The organism is Thalassotalea euphylliae, from assembly GCF_042682785.1.
Classification (GTDB): domain Bacteria; phylum Pseudomonadota; class Gammaproteobacteria; order Enterobacterales; family Alteromonadaceae; genus Thalassotalea_F; species Thalassotalea_F euphylliae.
Genome location: NZ_JBHUIB010000003.1, coordinates 557,949 through 575,532 on the forward strand (window position 1 = coordinate 557,949; position 17,584 = coordinate 575,532).

The 17,584-nt window shown below is 41.7% G+C and carries 15 protein-coding genes; all 15 read left to right on the forward strand.

All coding sequences use genetic code 11. The annotated features are described in order from the left end of the window. Positions 1-9: 9 nt before the first annotated feature. The 15 genes from ACFSJY_RS09815 to ACFSJY_RS09885 all read left to right on the forward strand — a co-directional run bounded on the left by ACFSJY_RS09815 (position 10) and on the right by ACFSJY_RS09885 (position 17,519). Positions 10-429 (forward strand): type 2 periplasmic-binding domain-containing protein, encoded by a 420-nt coding sequence (locus ACFSJY_RS09815; protein WP_386033745.1) that lies wholly within the window; start codon positions 10-12, stop codon positions 427-429. 259 nt (positions 430-688) lie between these two features. Next, positions 689-1,867, forward strand: a complete 1,179-nt coding sequence (locus ACFSJY_RS09820) for a hypothetical protein (RefSeq protein WP_386033747.1) — start codon at positions 689-691, stop codon at positions 1,865-1,867. Between the two features lie 137 nt (positions 1,868-2,004). After that, entirely contained in the window at positions 2,005-2,421 is a 417-nt protein-coding gene (locus ACFSJY_RS09825; RefSeq protein WP_386035003.1) for a type 2 periplasmic-binding domain-containing protein, read from the forward strand. A 140-nt stretch (positions 2,422-2,561) separates the two neighbouring features. Further along, a complete protein-coding gene (locus ACFSJY_RS09830) occupies positions 2,562-4,178 on the forward strand; it encodes a methyl-accepting chemotaxis protein (protein ID WP_386033749.1) in 1,617 nt (538 codons plus the stop codon). A 77-nt stretch (positions 4,179-4,255) separates the two neighbouring features. Next, the gene (locus ACFSJY_RS09835) at positions 4,256-4,903 is read left to right on the forward strand and encodes a YccT family protein (protein WP_386033751.1); all 648 of its coding nucleotides are present in this window, start codon (positions 4,256-4,258) and stop codon (positions 4,901-4,903) included. Positions 4,904-4,906: 3 nt separating this feature from the next. Beyond that, positions 4,907-5,677: an SIMPL domain-containing protein gene (locus ACFSJY_RS09840; protein ID WP_386033753.1), complete on the forward strand. Its 771-nt coding sequence runs from the start codon at positions 4,907-4,909 to the stop codon at positions 5,675-5,677. Between the two features lie 88 nt (positions 5,678-5,765). Next, positions 5,766-6,227, forward strand: a complete 462-nt coding sequence (locus ACFSJY_RS09845) for a GAF domain-containing protein (RefSeq protein ID WP_386033755.1) — start codon at positions 5,766-5,768, stop codon at positions 6,225-6,227. Beyond that, positions 6,227-6,508 carry a hypothetical protein gene (locus ACFSJY_RS09850; protein WP_386033757.1) on the forward strand — a complete coding sequence of 94 codons (282 nt, stop codon included), beginning with the start codon at positions 6,227-6,229 and terminating at the stop codon, positions 6,506-6,508. The genes ACFSJY_RS09845 and ACFSJY_RS09850 overlap by 1 nt, the downstream gene beginning before the upstream one ends. 18 nt (positions 6,509-6,526) lie before the next feature. Further along, on the forward strand, positions 6,527-7,168 hold the full coding sequence (gene proQ, locus ACFSJY_RS09855) for an RNA chaperone ProQ (protein WP_386033759.1): 642 nt from the start codon (positions 6,527-6,529) through the stop codon (positions 7,166-7,168). A gap of 15 nt (positions 7,169-7,183) precedes the next feature. Then, a complete protein-coding gene (gene prc / locus ACFSJY_RS09860) occupies positions 7,184-9,211 on the forward strand; it encodes a carboxy terminal-processing peptidase (protein WP_386033761.1) in 2,028 nt (675 codons plus the stop codon). A gap of 229 nt (positions 9,212-9,440) precedes the next feature. Next, positions 9,441-10,901 (forward strand): Na+/H+ antiporter NhaC, encoded by a 1,461-nt coding sequence (gene nhaC, locus ACFSJY_RS09865; RefSeq protein WP_386033763.1) that lies wholly within the window; start codon positions 9,441-9,443, stop codon positions 10,899-10,901. Between the two features lie 86 nt (positions 10,902-10,987). Then, complete coding sequence (gene pepN, locus ACFSJY_RS09870) at positions 10,988-13,555, forward strand: aminopeptidase N (RefSeq protein WP_386033765.1); 2,568 nt, start codon at positions 10,988-10,990, stop codon at positions 13,553-13,555. 2 nt (positions 13,556-13,557) lie between these two features. Further along, positions 13,558-13,773, forward strand: coding sequence for a DUF2835 domain-containing protein (locus tag ACFSJY_RS09875; protein WP_386033767.1), 216 nt, complete (start codon positions 13,558-13,560; stop codon positions 13,771-13,773). Between the two features lie 316 nt (positions 13,774-14,089). Then, complete coding sequence (locus ACFSJY_RS09880) at positions 14,090-16,141, forward strand: DUF1302 domain-containing protein (RefSeq protein WP_386033769.1); 2,052 nt, start codon at positions 14,090-14,092, stop codon at positions 16,139-16,141. Between the two features lie 10 nt (positions 16,142-16,151). Continuing rightward, the gene (locus ACFSJY_RS09885) at positions 16,152-17,519 is read left to right on the forward strand and encodes a DUF1329 domain-containing protein (protein ID WP_386035005.1); all 1,368 of its coding nucleotides are present in this window, start codon (positions 16,152-16,154) and stop codon (positions 17,517-17,519) included. The last annotated feature ends 65 nt before the right edge of the window (positions 17,520-17,584 follow it).

The window sequence follows — 17,584 nt, forward strand, 5'->3', positions numbered from 1 at the left end:
GGGAACAACATGACATTCTTAAACAAAATAATCATTGTATTGTTATTCTTGGTGACACACGCAGTTTCAGCCGCTGAAATTTCAGTTATCGTTAATTCGACTAACAGTGACGCTATTGATGCAAAACTTATTAAACGCATCTATTTAGGTAAGACAAAATCGTTTGCCAATGGAACAAAAGCGAATGTTTTATCATTATCCGATTCTATTTCTGCTACCGAAGAGTTTCGTCAAAAGGCGTTGAGTAAGTCTACCAGTCAGTTTAAATCTTACTGGTCAAAGTTGGCGTTCACGGGCAAAGGCACACCACCAAAAGAGATTGCGAGTGAAGCAGCAATGATAGACGCTGTGAAAAATGATGCGTCTGCGATTGGTTTTGTTACCAGTGCAAACGTTACAGGTGACGTTAAAGTGATTGCAACCTTCTAACCTGTAATTGAAGTGTAAATTAAAAAGGCCGTGTAAGAGATTACACGGCCTTTTTTGTTCAGAGAAAAAACACGTAAATTATGAAAATTACTGGAATTTTTGATTTTATTTACTTTACTTACAGTGAGCGACATATAAAAACAATGTAAAACAAAAGGTTGTAAAACAAAGCTGTAACAATAAATAAAAGTAACTAATTGTTATTAAAGATAAAATAACGTTAATAACTCTGAATTACAGAAACTCTATTGGAGCAATCATGAAAAAATCTCTTTTAGCGACGTTAGTTGCTAGCACCTGTTTGAGTGCCGCCGCGTCAGCGGTAGAAATCAACTTTAATGGCTACGGTTCAATCCGTGGTGGTATGACGCTAGATGACGATCACTTTCCAGTAAGCTTTCCATATGACGATGATATCGATTTTAAGAGCGAATCATTGTTTGCATTACAAACCACAGCGGTATTGAACCAAGAATGGAGCGCAGTCTTGGTCATGCAAGCCAGAGGCGAGGAAGATTTTGATCTTGAAGCGCGTTGGGCATATTTAAATTATCAGTTTTCACCAGAAACGACACTGTCGTTTGGTCGTTTTGCGTTACCTTATTTCAGACATTCAGATACGCAAGATATTGGTTATAGCCACAATTACACGCGAATGCCTACTGCAATATACCGTGGACAGGACTTCGATGTGATTGAAGGTGTTCGTGTGATGCACTCTACCTTTGTTGGTGATGGTGACTTGACGATTAAAGCGTCTTTCGGTGCTTTTGACGGAAATGGTGATACAGCGCTAGGTGTCGTTGACACTGAGCTCAATAACATCATTCAGTTTTCAGCTGATTATACATACGAATGGTTTTCGATTTATGCGGGGGCGTTATTTTCTGAAATTAGTTTAAGTATCTCTCCACTGCTTGATGCAAACCTTGAGGGTGCACTGCCGGGCTACATGGTAGAAAACTCTATTGTATTCAATCCTGCTGGTGAAGCTGTATATGACATGAACGACACGTACATCGATGAAGACGATGTTACTTATTTCACGGTAGGTTCAACAATCGATTATAACAACTGGTTGCTGAATCTGGAGTTTGCTACCTCTGAAATTAAAGATTCGTTCAGTGAGTCTACTGAGCAAGTGTATGGCTCAGTTGGGTATCGGTTTGGTGATTGGGTTGTGACGGGCGTTTTCGAGAAAGTGTCTTATGATTACGAAAATGATAGTGCAAGCTCTCAAGATCCTTTCGTCAACGTATGGGCCAGAGGCGTGACAGACGCTTTCTTACTACCAAATGAATACGACGCACAAGGGATTCATTTCCGCTATGACGCTGCTGCAGGTATTGCCTATAAATTTGAATATACCAATGTTCACAGTGAAGCAGTCGATGAAGATACAGGCATTGTATCGTTTGGTTTAGATTTCGTTTTTTAATCAGCTAATTTTTGCTTTGGCAGATTAAGCCGGAGTATCGCAGATTAAATTTTTTAACGTCTGTGGTACACCAGAGCTAAGCAGTTTATCGAGTGTTAACGTGCAGGCCAAGGTAGTGTATTCGAGGAGTCGTAGTGATGAAAACCTTAAATAAGGTGTTTGCTTTAGTTGCCGTATTGATCAGTTTTTCTTCTGTAGCAGAAGTGTCCGTTATCGTGAACAGTGCGAACGCAGACGCAATAGATGCAAAAATCATTAAGCGCATTTATTTGGGGAAAGCAAAGTCTTTCCCAGGTGGTGGGAAGGCTAGCGTGCTTTCTCTTCCGGACAGTGTTGCCACAACTGAAGACTTTCGCCAAAAAGCGCTAAGTAAATCCAACAGTCAATTTAAGTCTTACTGGTCAAAATTAGCGTTTACAGGTAAAGGGACACCGCCAAAGGAAATAGCCAATGATGGCGCAATGATTGATGCTGTCAAAAGTGACCCAAATGCAATAGGTTTTGTTGACAGTAATAGTGTTACAGGCGATGTAAAAGTTGTCGCCACTTTTTAGCGAGATTACACCGCACTTTTTTGTGCGGTATTTCCTTAATTCTGAGCATAATTAGTAATTTAGGAAAATCGAATTATAGTTAAAGAGAACAACCAACAGACCGATACAATATAGACGTATGTTAGCAACCGAGGTTATCGATGCAATTTTTTAAATCGTTGAAAATATTCCATAAAATAATGGCGATACTGGCCATAGCGTTTATCGCATTTTTGCTTAATCTGGTGATTACCATTACTGCGATATCTAAAAACCAAGCCTTGCTGACTACGATGCAAGATACCGCTATTCATTTGGTAAATTTAACCAGTGAAAATGTGACAGCTTGGCAACGCATAGATGAACTCTACACGCAGAGTGTTTCTTTTGGTGATGAAGACTTGTTAGCTGACGCTGAGGCATCACTTGATATGTTGGTTGCTAACCTTAACAAGATAAAATCACTTGATAGTCAGTTTGGTAACATTGATGGCGTAAGCAGAAAAGCTAAGGAATATAACGATATTGCCAAAGAAATATCCGTCGGCTTTATCAATGAAGAAATTGATTTTGCATCGGCTCAAGGAAAAATAGAGAAAAAATCTGCTCTATTTGAAGAAGTAGGGCAAACACTTGGTAATCAAAAAGCCGACGCAGCTACGATGTTCAACGACCTTGTGCATCAAACAGTTGAGAACGGTGAAGACTCCCGTAATCTAAGTATTTTATTAGGTATTGTATCGCTCGGATTGATGACATTGCTGAGTTTCGCGATTGCCAAGTCTATCAGTAAAGCGGTTATTTCAGTCAGTGATTCACTTCAGGAATTGGCTGAGGGGGATGGTGATTTAACCAACCAACTCAGTGTCGACAGCCAAGACGAATTAGGCAGCGTTGTTAAGCACTTCAACATATTTACACAAATGTTGCGTGGTATTGTTCGCGAAGTTGTAGACGTGGTTAACCCGCTAACCTCGAGTGCTGAGCAGCTAGCTGAAAAAGTTCATCAAGTTGATACTAACGTGAAAAGTCAGTCAGAGGTTGCAGAAGTCACTAAGCAGTCAATGGTTGAAATGCAGCACAGCGTAACTGATATCGCTAAATCAGCAGCTGAAGCGGCAAATGCAGCGGGCGCTGGTGAGGTGGAAGTAAATCAAGGTATGGACAATGTTCATCGCTCGCTCAGTGTATCTGGCGATTTAACGCAGGAAATCACGAATGCAGCAAGTGTTATTAATCAACTTGCACAAGATTCTCAAAACATGAATCAGATACTTGATGTAATTAACGGTATAGCAGAACAAACTAACTTGCTTGCTTTAAACGCAGCTATTGAAGCGGCGCGAGCAGGCGAACAAGGTCGAGGCTTCGCTGTTGTTGCCGATGAGGTAAGAAGCTTGGCATCGCGTACAGCATTATCTACTACTGAAATCCGTGAGCTGCTAGATAAATTAATTTCCGCTGCTGATCAGTCTGTAAATTCAATGGAGTCTGCTAAGGAGAAAGCTGACTCAAATGAGCAAATATCACGTGAAGTAGACCAGTCGCTGACTAACATTAAAGAGCAAATTGGCCATATCAGTTCGATGAACAGCCAAATTGCAACGGCGACGGAAGAGCAGTCAAGTGTAGCTGAAACGGTTGTTGCCAATATAGAGGAAATGTACAACAGCTTTGGGTCTACGATGACAGCAGTAGAAGAAATTGGTGACGTAGCTCAACAACTTGATGGTAATGCAACGCAAATTCGTGAAGCGACGTCTAAGTTTATTGTGTAACGCATTGGCTGAGCTTGTTCATACAAGCACCACTACGCTAAACTTGCCCTTATTATATTGTTAATAAGGGCTTTTTTATGCGTAAAGCATTATCATTGATTACGTTCCTGTGTTTCTCTTTTCAAATGTCATTTGCGGCAACCATTACTTTTCCTGAAGTATACGATGTCTTAAAAGTTAATGGCCAAGATTATTCGTCTGGCTTTTTCTCAAAAAAGTCGGACATCGAATTGACCCCAGGCCGCCATGTAGTTTTGTATCGCTATAATGAGCTTTTTGAAGATCCTTCAAATGATGATCATGCAAAAATAAAGTCAGAACCTTTTGTTATGATTGTTGATATGTCTGATGCCAATTTAACGGTTCAGTCACCAGAAATACTTGATGAAATGCAGGCAAGAAAATATGCATTGAAACCAACTTTGACGATTATGAGTTCTAATAACACCCCCGCAAGCTTTAGTTTGTCTTCGTTGAGAGACTTCGAGAAGGCGCAGTATCAAAGAGCTATAGAAGTTGCCCGAGAAACCCCGCTCACAACTGCTCCTGCAAATGATAATCAAATACCAAATGACTCAAATACTGGTTCCGCGTTACCAAAGGACAGCGAATCAGGTAACGTTTCGTCACAAAGTCGTGCGTATCAAATGCTAAACTATTGGTGGCAACAAGCGTCGAAGGAAGAGCGTAAAGCGTTTCTTCATTCTATCCAACAAGGACACTAAAGTATGCGAATTAACCCGTTATTATTGACTCCATTTTTGTTTCTATTTGCTTTGACACCGATGTCTCATGCGCAAGACGGTATAACGGTTGTAGGGAAGGCTACGATCGAAAAAGAACCAGACCAGTTCAAAGTCACCTTTACCATTGAAGACAGAGGATACTCTCTATCAAAAACGAAAGCAGGTGTTGATAACCGGGTTAAAATGCTAACCCAAGCAGCACTTGGGTTAAATGTACCGAAAGAAGGTATTACAACCACCCAACTTCAGGTCTACCCTATATACCCTACGCAACCGCGCAATGCAGAGAGTGTATATGTTAGCGCACCAAGCAATGACGGAGCTATTGTAGAAGTGGCCCCTGGGCAATTGAAGAAAGATGAAGTTAGTCGCATAAAATCGTTTTCGGTGAGTCGTCGTGTTGATGTTACATTAGCCGATATTGACGATTATGAAAGGCTTATCGATAAAGCGAGTAAGATTGGTGTCACCAGAATATCACCTGTACAAACAAGTATTTCTGATACCGATAACCTTTATCAACAAGCACTGTCTTTGGCCGTCGCAAACGCCAGAAAAAAAGCTGAACGTTTGGCAGGGAACTTGGGTGTTAAGTTAGGTAAGGTGGTTGTACTTAATGAGCATTCTCATCGTGCACCAAGTCCAATGATGATGGCAGCCGACGCTATGGGAAAAGAAATGGTTGGTAGTAGTTTCGCTGGACTTGATCAAATCAGCGCGGAAGTGACTGTGACATTTTCATTAAAGCCTTAAGATAATTGCTGCTTAACGCGATTAATACTTTAACTCTGTGCTATATCAAGGTATCTTTAGCGCTTTTCTAAATGATGATTTCTAATTAATGGAAAAAGCGTCTTTTTACCGCTTATTAAATGAGCAAGCTGCTGCAATTATTTCAGGCGAAACGGATCTAATTGCCAACATGGCAAATATCAGCGCACTGTTATTCGAATCTTTGGAGCATGTAAATTGGGCTGGCTTCTACCGCATGGTTGATGGCGAGCTTGTACTAGGGCCATTTCAAGGCAAAGTTGCATGTATTCGTATTCCTGTGGGAAAAGGTGTCTGTGGTACTGCCGCTAAAACGGCGGAAACACAACGTATCGCTGATGTACATGCGTTTGATGGGCACATAGCTTGTGACGCTGCAAGTAACGCAGAAATTGTCATCCCGGTTAAACGAAACGGTGAAGTAATTGCCGTACTTGATATCGACAGTACGCAGTTTGAGCGTTTTGATGAAGCTGACCAGCAAGGGCTTGAAAGCATCGTTGCTATATTAGAAAAACAACTTATCCAATAATGAAAGAATTTATAGTAATTCACGACTACCTTGTTTCTGAAGCCGTTGTTGGTGATTGGGATGGGCAAGAAGAATTAGTCGCAGAACGCATAAATGAAATCTACCATGCGCTTTATGACATGGCTGAGGAAGACATAGAGCCAGAGGTACTGGTGAAATTGCTTGAACTTGTGTGGGAGACTTGGATTCCGCAAGAAGCACTTCCTGAACTGGATATGGACGATATTTACGACTGGTGTCGGCATGTATTAGCAAACCGAGACCAATACACTCAAGATTAATGAATTAAAGTAGTATTTATGGAAACTAAACGTACTAGCAGCAAAGAAATCATTGCTTACTTAGCGGAAAAATTCCCAGCATGTTTTTCTATTGAAGGTGCTGCAAAACCGCTAAAAGTGGGCATTTTCCAAGATTTAGCAGAGAAACTTGCAGAAGATGAAACGGTCAGTAAAACACGTTTGCGTCAAGCGCTTCGCCATTATACGAGCAGCTGGCGATACTTAAAAGCTGTGAAAGCAGGTCAATTTCGCGTAGACCTTGAAGGAAATAACGCTGAAGAAATTGATGCTGAACAAGCGGATTATGCGGCAAAAACGTTGAAAGAAAGCCAAGAAAAGTTTGCTAACAAAAAACCGCATGACTCTAAAGAGAAAAAGCCTTATAAAGGTAAGAAGAGCGATGCTAAACCTAGCGGTGACAGTAAACGTAGCAACAAGTTCAAGTCAGTTAAAACACCTGTGAAGAAGGCGAAAAAGCCAGAAGCTCCACTAAAACCTGTAGAATCATCTACAATAAAAGTTAACCAAAGTGTTAAGGTGCAACTTGGTAACGCACCAATGAATGCGACCATTACTGAAGTAGCAGGTAACGACGTTAGTGTTCAACTCGACTCTGGAATGGTGATTAAGACTCACATTCAAAATATTTTTACAAATTAATTCGAGGTAACAGGCATGCAAAAATTTTGTCGTATCGCACTTGCCATTTCTTTCGCTTTCTCTTCGACAGCTTTTGCTTTTGAAGATGTTTCCGAAAAAGCGCTTCCCGTTCTAAAACCTGAACAACAGCACGCAGCTGCAAGTAAACGAATAACGGCACAATTTACGCGAGCCCATTATAAGCAAATATCTGTTGATGACACACTGTCACAACAGATATTTGAGCGTTACCTCAAGCAACTCGATTATTCCAAGAATGTATTCCTCGCATCAGACATTGCAGGTCTGCAAAAATATCGTGAAGACTTCGACCACGTTATTGCTCGCGGAAAGCTCAATGTTGCCTACGATATCTACAACCTGAACCTAAAAAGACGCTTAGAGCGTTACGAATATGCGTTAACCTTGCTGGATAAACCCTTTGATTTCACTGTTAAAGAGTCATACAACTTTGATAGAGAAGATGCAGCATATGCCAAAGATGTTGATGAGCTAAATGAGCTTTGGCGTCAAAAAGTAAAATACGATGCGCTGAACCTTACTCTTGCGGGTAAAGAGTGGGAAAAGGTTCAAGAGGTATTGGGTAAACGATACCGTTATGCCATAAAACGCTTGAAGCAAAGTGAAAGTGAAGACGTCTTCCAGATTGTAATGAACAGCTTTGCACGTGTCGTAGAGCCTCATACGTCATACCTTTCTCCACGGAATGCAGAGCGCTTCCAAATGGAAATGAATCTTTCGCTAGAAGGTATTGGTGCAGTGCTTCGTGCAGAGGAAGATTACACCGTAATTCAAAGTATTGTGAATGGTGGTCCTGCGGACAAATCAAATCAGCTCAAGCCAAAAGATCGCATTGTCGGTGTTGCCCAAGGCGAGGATGAATTTGAAGATGTTGTTGGTTGGCGTTTAGATGACGTTGTCGAACTGATAAAGGGACCTAAGGGTAGTAATGTACGATTGCAAGTACTGCCTGGTGAGTCTGACGATGCCTCAAGTATGAAGATAGTGTCTATTGTTCGCGACAAAATCAAACTTGAAGATCGTGCGGCAAAATCAGACGTATACTACGAAAATTCGTTAGAGCAAACCGGCAAAAAGCTGGGTGTTATTACTATTCCTAGCTTCTATAACAACTTGTCTCGTGACGTTAAAGCCGAGCTTGAGAAGTTGAAAGAAGAAAAAGTAGAAGGTGTAATCGTTGATTTACGTGGCAATGGTGGTGGTTCGTTAACTGAGGCAACACTTTTAACTGGTCTATTTATTGATAAAGGGCCAGTTGTTCAAGTGCGTGACGGCGCTAATCGTGTGCAAGTAAACAGCGACCGTGATGGATACAGCTACTACGAAGGGCCATTAACGGTGATGGTTGACCGTTACAGCGCATCTGCATCGGAAATCTTTTCCGCTGCAATTCAAGATTATGGACGTGGCGTTATTGTTGGTGAAAATACGTTCGGTAAAGGTACAGTGCAACAGCATCGTGGTTTAGGCCGAGTCTATGACTTATATGAAAACCCGCTTGGCAGCATTCAATTCACTATTGCAAAATTTTACCGTATCAATGGTGGCTCAACGCAGCATAGAGGTGTTCAACCTGACATTGCATTCCCTTCAGCGATAGAGCCTGAAGAGTGGGGCGAAAGCAAAGAAGAAAACGCACTGCCTTGGGATCAAATCTCAAAGGCTCGTTATCGTAAACTAGACGATTTGAGCACTGATTTAGCTTATCTGGACTCACTTCACCAAGAGCGAATCAAAACCAATCCTGAGTTTTTATACCTAGCAGATGATATTGCTGAATATAAAGCGGAAGAAGACGATAAGAGTATTTCTCTTAACTTGGAAGAGCGTAAGACTAAACGTGAAGAGCGTAAGGCGAAACGATTAGTGAGAGCGAACGAAAGGCTTGGGCGATTGGGGTTAGCAAAAGTTGAAAATTTAGACGACTTGCCCGAAGCGCTTGATGAGTTAGATCCTTTCTTAGATGAAACTGCAAAAATTACATTCGATTTAGTCGCATTAGGTAAGGTCGCTAAAAAGTAGCGAATGCTAGAAAAAAGAAAGCCGCCATGAAAAGGCGGCTTTTTTGTATCCATTTCTGCACAAATGTTTATACAACAAGCCCGAATAGTTATACAAATACGCTCTATGATGTGCTTCGTATTTTAGTATAATTACTTTAATAAATGTCTTGCAGTAGTTACTAACTGTAGGCATGTTATTTAGCCGTCTACTCGGCTCAAAATAATTATTATTAGGATTTACACAAGCAATGACTGATCAAATTGAATCTCAACCAAGAATTCCGAGTATGGTTGACGCATTAATCCCCATTATTTCGCTGGTGATTATGCTTGCCTTCGCGGTGGTGTATTTTGGTGACAATTCATCTTACGGCCCGAACCAAATTGCGCTATTGGTTGCTATGGGAATAGCCATACTTATTGGCTTAAAAAATGGCTTTAGTTGGCCAGATATTGAGAAAGCGATAGTTAATGGTATTTCATTATCGTTAGGGGCTATTCTGATACTGCTGGCAGTAGGTGCATTGATTGGCACATGGTTACTGTCAGGTACCGTACCAACTATGATTTATTACGGACTGCAAATACTTGACCCTAGCTGGTTCTATGCAGCGTCTTGTATCATTTGTGGTATTGTCGCTATGAGTATTGGTAGCTCTTGGACGACCGCCGCTACAATTGGTGTAGCGCTACTAGGGATTTCTCAGGGATTAGAGCTTTCCTCTGCAATAACAGCTGGTGCCGTTATTTCTGGTGCATATTTTGGTGATAAAGTATCACCGCTTTCTGAAACAACTAACCTAGCGCCAGCTGTTGCTGGTAGTGAACTTTTTGAACATATTCGCTATATGCTATGGACGACAGTACCTTCAATTTGTACTGCTATCATTATTTTCATCATTTTAGGTTTAACAGAAACGAGCTCTGCAAACAGTGTGGCAATCGATACCCTTAACCAGCAATTAGCAGATCAGTTTAACCTTTCGCCACTCAACCTTATTCCGCTTGTTGTATTACTCGCGCTAGCATTGAAAAAAGTACCGGCTTTTCCAGCTGTTTCAATTGGTGCAATCTTAGGTGCTATTTGGGCCGTAATATTCCAACAAGAGCTAATCGCAAGGCTTGCCGCAGAAGGGATTGAAAGTGTTCGAGCAACATTAACTGTTGTGTGGACGGCGTTCTTTGATGGTGTTTCTGTTGAGACTGGTAACTCTGAGCTCAATGACTTACTGAGCGGTGGTGGTATGGCGTCGATGCTAAACACTATCTGGTTGATTATGTGTGCCTTGAGCTTTGGTGCAGTACTAGAGCACTTAGGTATGCTAAGAAAGTTCGTAGATTCAATTCTAGCAGCAGCGAAATCTACAGGAAGTTTGATTACCAGTACTGTAGCTACGTGTATTGGCACTAACTTAATTACTGCTGACCAATACATGGCGATAGTCATGCCTGGTCGAATGTATAAAGAAGAGTATGAGCGTCGCGGATTGCACCCTGTAGTACTAAGTCGTACGTTAGAAGACTCTGGCACCATTACATCGCCATTGATTCCGTGGAATACATGTGGTGCTTACATGCATAGTGTCTTAATGGTAAATCCATTAGAGTACGTTTTTTATTGCTTCTTTAATTTAATTAATCCGGTATTAGCTGTTGTATATGGTTTTGTTGGCTTTAAAATTAAAAAATTAGTTAAGGCTGAAAGCTAAGTTTTATTGAATAGCTATTCACTGATAAAGCCTGCATAAGCAGGCTTTTTTATGTCCATTTTTGAAGATTTAGATTGAGAGACATCATGTCAGAATTTACGCCACGATTTTTAGCGGACTATCAACCAAGTCCATATCGCATTCACCAAACACGTTTAGTTATTGATTTAGACGACCATAAAACCAAAGTGACAAGTCAACTTTCTATGGAGAAAGTGGCGACAGACAGCCAACCGCTAGAGTTAGATGGCGAGCATTTAACATTGGTTTCGTTGTTAGTAGATGGTAAAGAAATAGCAGAGAGCAATTACAGCGTTTCAGATAGCTCACTTGTTATTGAAGGGTTGTCTGGCGAATTTACACTGGATATCGTCACTGAAATCGACCCAGCCAACAACACTGCATTAGAAGGCTTATACAAGTCTGGACAAGCCTATTGCACGCAATGTGAAGCAGAGGGCTTTAGGCGTATTACCTATTATTTAGATCGCCCCGATGTGATGTCTATTTTCACCACGAAAGTAATTGGTGATAAAGCTTCCTATCCATATTTGCTAGCTAACGGAAATCCGGTTGAGCGGGGACAACTGGAAAATGGAAAGCATTTTGTCACTTGGCACGACCCGTTCCCGAAACCATGTTACTTGTTTGCGCTAGTGGCGGGTGATTTTGATTTGTTGGCTGACACATATACGACATCTTCAGGTAAAGACGTTGCTTTGGAGATATTCGTAGATAAAGGAAACCGATCAAAAGCAGAGCATGCAATGGCATCGTTAAAGCATTCAATGCGCTGGGATGAAGAGACGTTTGGCCTAGTGTATGACTTAGACATATACATGATTGTTGCTGTCGATTTCTTCAACATGGGTGCTATGGAAAACAAAGGGCTTAATGTGTTCAATAGCAAATATGTATTGGCAGATACGGCAAGCGCTACCGATGTAGACTTCTTTAATATTGAAGCCGTCATTGCACATGAGTACTTTCATAATTGGACAGGTAACCGAATAACGTGTCGTGATTGGTTTCAACTTAGCTTGAAAGAAGGATTGACTGTATTCCGTGACCAGCAATTCAGTGCGGATATGCACTCTGCTGCAGTTACTCGCATTAAAAACGTAAAAGTATTGAGAGCCCAGCAATTTGCAGAAGATGCCGGCCCAATGTCTCACCCGATCCGACCTGAAAAAGTGATGGAGATGAATAACTTCTACACACTGACTGTTTATGAAAAGGGTGCCGAAGTCATTCGCATGCTTCATACCTTACTGGGTAAACAAGGCTTTAGAGCTGGTATGGATCGTTATTTTGAAAAGTTTGATGGGATGGCCGTCACTTGCGATGATTTTGTTAACGCGATGGCTGAAGCGAATAACCGAGACCTGTCGATATTCAAACGCTGGTATGGTCAATCAGGTACACCTGAAGTCACGATAGAAAAGCGATATTTTGATGAGCGACTTCATTTAACATTCAGCCAGGTAACCCCAGCGTCACCATCACAACCTGAAAAGCAAGCGCTACATATCCCTATCAAAGTAGAGTTTATCAAGCCAGCATCGAACGAAGTCATAGAAGAGCTATTGGAGCTTAAATCTGAAAGTGAAACCTGGTCATTTGATGTTCCTCAATCGACAGTTGTAGCACCATTTGCGGAGTTTTCTGCACCCGTTAAGGTACATTTTGAACAGTCGGATGACGAACTATTGTCCATCGTTGAACACGCTAAAGATAGCTTCAGTGTATGGGAGGCCGGGCAGTCCATATTACGTAAAGAAGTGGTTCGCCTCATGCAAAACGATAATGACGAAATTTCAGAGAGTGTAATGCGAACATTTCAGGCTGTTATCGATGCAGATATTGATCCTGCCTTTAAAGCGTTGATGCTAACGTTGCCTTCATTTGATGAAGTTACAGGATCAGAACAGAACGTTAATGCACAAGCCCTAGTTGAAGTGCTAGAGCGCTTGAAAATTTTTGTGGCAAATGTATTTGAACAACCATTGTTGAGTCTCTTTGATGAATCTAGAAAATCAATTAATTCTGATGCTCAAAGTGCACCAGGACAACGTGCGCTCTCTTCTGTTGTACTAAACTACTTAGCAGTAAAGCCAGAACATCATGAACTGGTGTCCAAGTTATTCGGCAACGCAGACAACATGACTGACCAACTAGCCGCACTGACTATTGCCGTGAGACAGCAAACATCAGGTGCAGGCACTTTATTGCAAAAGTTTGAGCAGCAGTGGATTAATGACACGTTGGTGATGGACAAATGGTTTAGCGTAAACACTAATATTCCAAGCAGTGATTTGTTTGCCCACATGGAGGCGTTAAAAACACGCCCTGATTTTGAAATGACAAACCCTAACCGAGTGCGTGCGTTAGTAGGGGCTTTTGCGATGCAAAACCCTAAACAGTTTCATTGTAAATCGGGGCAGGGGTATAACTTCCTTGCGAATATGGTCGTAGAAATGGACAAACTTAACCCGCAGGTAGCGTCGCGCCTAATAACTCCACTTATTCAACGTGAGGCATTCTCTGGCGAATATCAAAAACTTATGACTCAGGCATTGGAAACTATTATCCAATCACCGCAACTATCAAAAGATATTACAGAGAAGCTAAACGCGGCATTAGCAGAGCAGTAAGATTGAAATATTACTTTACGCTAACAATGACACCTGAAGAATTCCTGCCCTATTACAGAGGGCAGTACTCGAGCATTGTTACCACAGCATCGAATGGCCAGCGGGTTCAATTTCCCGCTATGCATATGAGAAAATTTATGACGGCAGGCGGCGTTAAGGGCACATTTTGCTTAGAAACTGCGAATAATAAATTCATTTCATTAACAAAATTACGATAATTAGAGTATATGCTTTAAACAGTGGTCTGACCAAGTGGCGTATTATAGATAGAGGTTATGTTAGGTATGTAGTCCATAATACGCTTGTTCTTCCGGCAATACCTCTTACCTTTAAAATGTTTAAAACAAGTGTTTTAAACGAGTTATCGAAAAACTGCTTTTATAGTGTACAGGTCATGAAAAATAAGTGCCTTTTGTTGGTCGTTTTGCCCTTGCCTCATAGTGAAAATGATGCAATTATTGTTTAATCCACAAAGTGGACACTAAAAAAATAAGAAGTAGAAAATACTTTGTTTCAGGACTGGGGAGAGAATGAATGAAACATAGCCCTCGTGTATCGTTTTGCAAAAAGCCTTTGGCGATAGGTGTAACAGCCGCGCTAATGGCAATGACTGCATCGTCAGCTTCGGCTGCAAACTTCCAATTAGGCGATTTTGATATTAGCTTCGACTCTACCTTCTCATTAGGTACCAGCATCCGAGTTGAAGATCGCAACTGGAATGACAACATCGGTAAAGCTAATAATGTAAACAATGGTTTCGACTTTAGCACTTACCATCCTTCATTTAATGTACAACCAACAGGCGCTGAGTTATGGGATGGTCAGGGTATATACTCAACCAACGGTGACAACGGCAATTTAAACTTCGATTCTGGCGAAGCATTTTCTACTGTATTTAAAGGTGTGCATGAACTAGATATCCGCTACGAAAACATGGGTGTTTTCGTTCGTGGAATGTACTTCTATGATTTTGAAATGTCGGATGAAGACCGTGCATGGTCAAATCCAACATCAGGCATTAACAACGATCCTTGTCGTGATAGCGAAGCTGAAGAACAGCTTTGTCAAGACGTTCGATTGTTAGATGCATTCTTCTATGGTGATTTCGATATTGGTGAAATGCCATTCTCTGTTCGCGTTGGTCAACAGGTCATTAGTTGGGGTGAAAGTACGTTGATCGCTCATGGTATTAGTGAGTTGAACCCGGTTGATATTGCGCGTTTACGTGCGCCGGGTGCTGAAGTTAAAGAAGCGTTTATTCCTTTCGGCGCTGTATGGGCGTCATTAGGTGTAACAGAGAACTTTAACATCGAAGCTTTCTACCAATACGACTGGGAAAAAACAATAATCCCAGCGCCAGGTAGCTACTTCTCTACAAACGACTTTGCTGGTGACGGTGGTCACTACAACAACGTACAGTTGAACTTCTCAAGTAACCCAGACATGGATCTTGACTTTGTTTTAGCTGGGCTAAATGGGTTGGGTGATATGTTAAGTTCAGGTGACCCTGCGCAAATAGCTGCAGCTTCTGCGGGTTACTTAGGTTACGGTACAAAACTAACGTTGCGTGCACCAGGGGACAAAGCAGTAATCGAGCCGGAAGATGGTGGCCAATATGGTTTGCGCTTATCTTGGTATCTACCTGAATTAAACGATACCGAGATTAGTTTATACCACATGAACTACCACAGCCGTCGTCCTTTGTTTTCTGGAATTACAGCTGACTTTACGACAGCTTCTGTTGCTCAGGATTTGAATTTCATCGCTGGTAACCAAATTACTGAAGACAACTATTACGACCTAGCTGGCTTCTCTAAAGTGTTATTGTCATACCCTGAAGACATCAAACTTTATGCAATGAGCTTCAACACTACGATTGGTACAACAGCATTCGCTGGTGAAGTCACTTACCGTCAAGATGAGCCTTTACAGATTGACGACGTAGAGTTGTTATTCGCGGCAATGCCACAACAACTTGCTAATGCAGGTATTCGCCCTGATTTAGACGGCGTTTCTCAAATGCCAGTATTCGGTCCTGGCGAACAGGCAGACGGTTTCATTCTGTCTGACACAGTGCAAGCGCAGTTCACGCTGACTCACTTATTTGGACCTACATTTGGTGCAAGCCAGTTAACTGGTCTACTAGAAGTGGGTGGTATCAATATTAATGATATGCCTGATGAAGATGAACTACGTTTAAATGGTCCTGGTACTGCACGTAATGGCGGTATAGCGGGTAAAGAAGGCCTAGAATTAGCGATTCAAGATGGTGTTGAAACAAACCCATTCCCAGAAGAGTTCTCTTGGGGCTACCGTGCACTAGTTAAGCTCGATTACAACAACGTATTCGCGGGTATTAATGTATCTCCTCGAATCGTTTTCTCACACGATGTAAAAGGTATTACACCTGATCCATTGTTCCTGTTTATTGAAGATCGTAAGTCGGTTTCATTCGGTCTTGATTTCGATTACCAAAGTCGTTGGCAAGCAAACTTCGGTTACAATGCATTCTTCGATGGTGTAGGTACGACCAATAAACTAGAAGACAGAGATTTCATCTCGTTTAGTATCAAGTACTCGATTTAAGGGAACAACGATAATGAAAAAACTTACCCTATTATCAATGGCGGTATCACTAGCGGTTGCTAGTGGTGCGGCACTAGCAAAAGTTTCTGAAGAAGAAGCTGCAAAATTAACGACTGAATTAACACCTATGGGCGCTGTTCGTGGCGCAAACGCTGACGGCTCAATCCCTGAGTGGACAGGTGGTATTACGTCTGTACCAGCGGGTTACTCGGTTGGTGATCATCACCCTGATCCGTACCCAGAAGACAAAACCCTTTACACAGTGACAGCGCAAAACTTGGATGAATACAAAGAGTTTTTAACGCCAGGTCAAATCAAGTTGTTTGAAACGTATCCAGATACGTTCAAAATGAACGTATACCAAACACGCCGCTCTGCGTCATACCCGCAACATGTGTATGACGAAACGATGAAGAACGCTACGCGTACTGAATTGATTGAAGAAGGTAACGGAATTACGCAAGCTGCAGTTGGTATTCCATTCCCAATTCCAAAAACAGGATTGGAAGCCATTTGGAACCATATTCTACGTTACCGTGGTGAAGCACTAACACGTCAAGGTGGTCAAGCTGCACCAACAGCAAGTGGAGACTACACGTACATTGGTTTTGATGAGCAATTAATGCTTCCATACAATGTAAAAGGTGCGAATCCAGAAGAGCTACAAGAAACTAACATCTTGTTTAAGTTCAAGCAAAAAGTGTCGGAGCCGGCACGTATTGCAGGTACTGCACTATTAGTACATGAGACAATGGATCAAATTAAGACTCCGCGCCAAGCGTGGACTTACAATACGGGTCAGCGTCGTGTTCGTCGTGCGCCAAACGTAGCATATGATGCACCAGGTACAGCGTCAGATGGCTTGCGTACAACTGATGATTTCGACATGTACAATGGCGCGCCAGATCGCTATACCTGGACACTAAAGGGTAAGCAAGAGTTGTTAATTCCATATAACGACTACCGCCTGCATAGTGACAGTGTGAGCTATGATGACATCATTCAACCAGGCCATATCAATCAAGACTTAGTGCGTTATGAAAAGCACCGTGTATGGGTTGTTGAGGCTAACTTGAAAGGTGATACTCGTCATATCTACAAGAAACGTGTCTTCTACATTGACGAAGATAGCTGGCAAGTAGCAGTTACCGATATTTACGATAACCGTGATGAGCTATACCGTGTAGGTGTTGCACATGGTATTAATTACTATGAAGTACCGACACAATGGTCTACGCTTGAAGTGTTCCATGACATTCAAGCACGTCGTTACATTGCTATCGGTTTAGATAACGAAGCGAATATGTACGACTTTGGTGCTGAGCTAAAAGATAAATCATTTACGCCAGCAGCGTTACGTAGGGAAGGTCGTCGTTAATCGACGCATTCCTCAGCAAACGGCTGGCTACAATGTCAGCCGTTTTTGTTTAAATCTAAGAATAA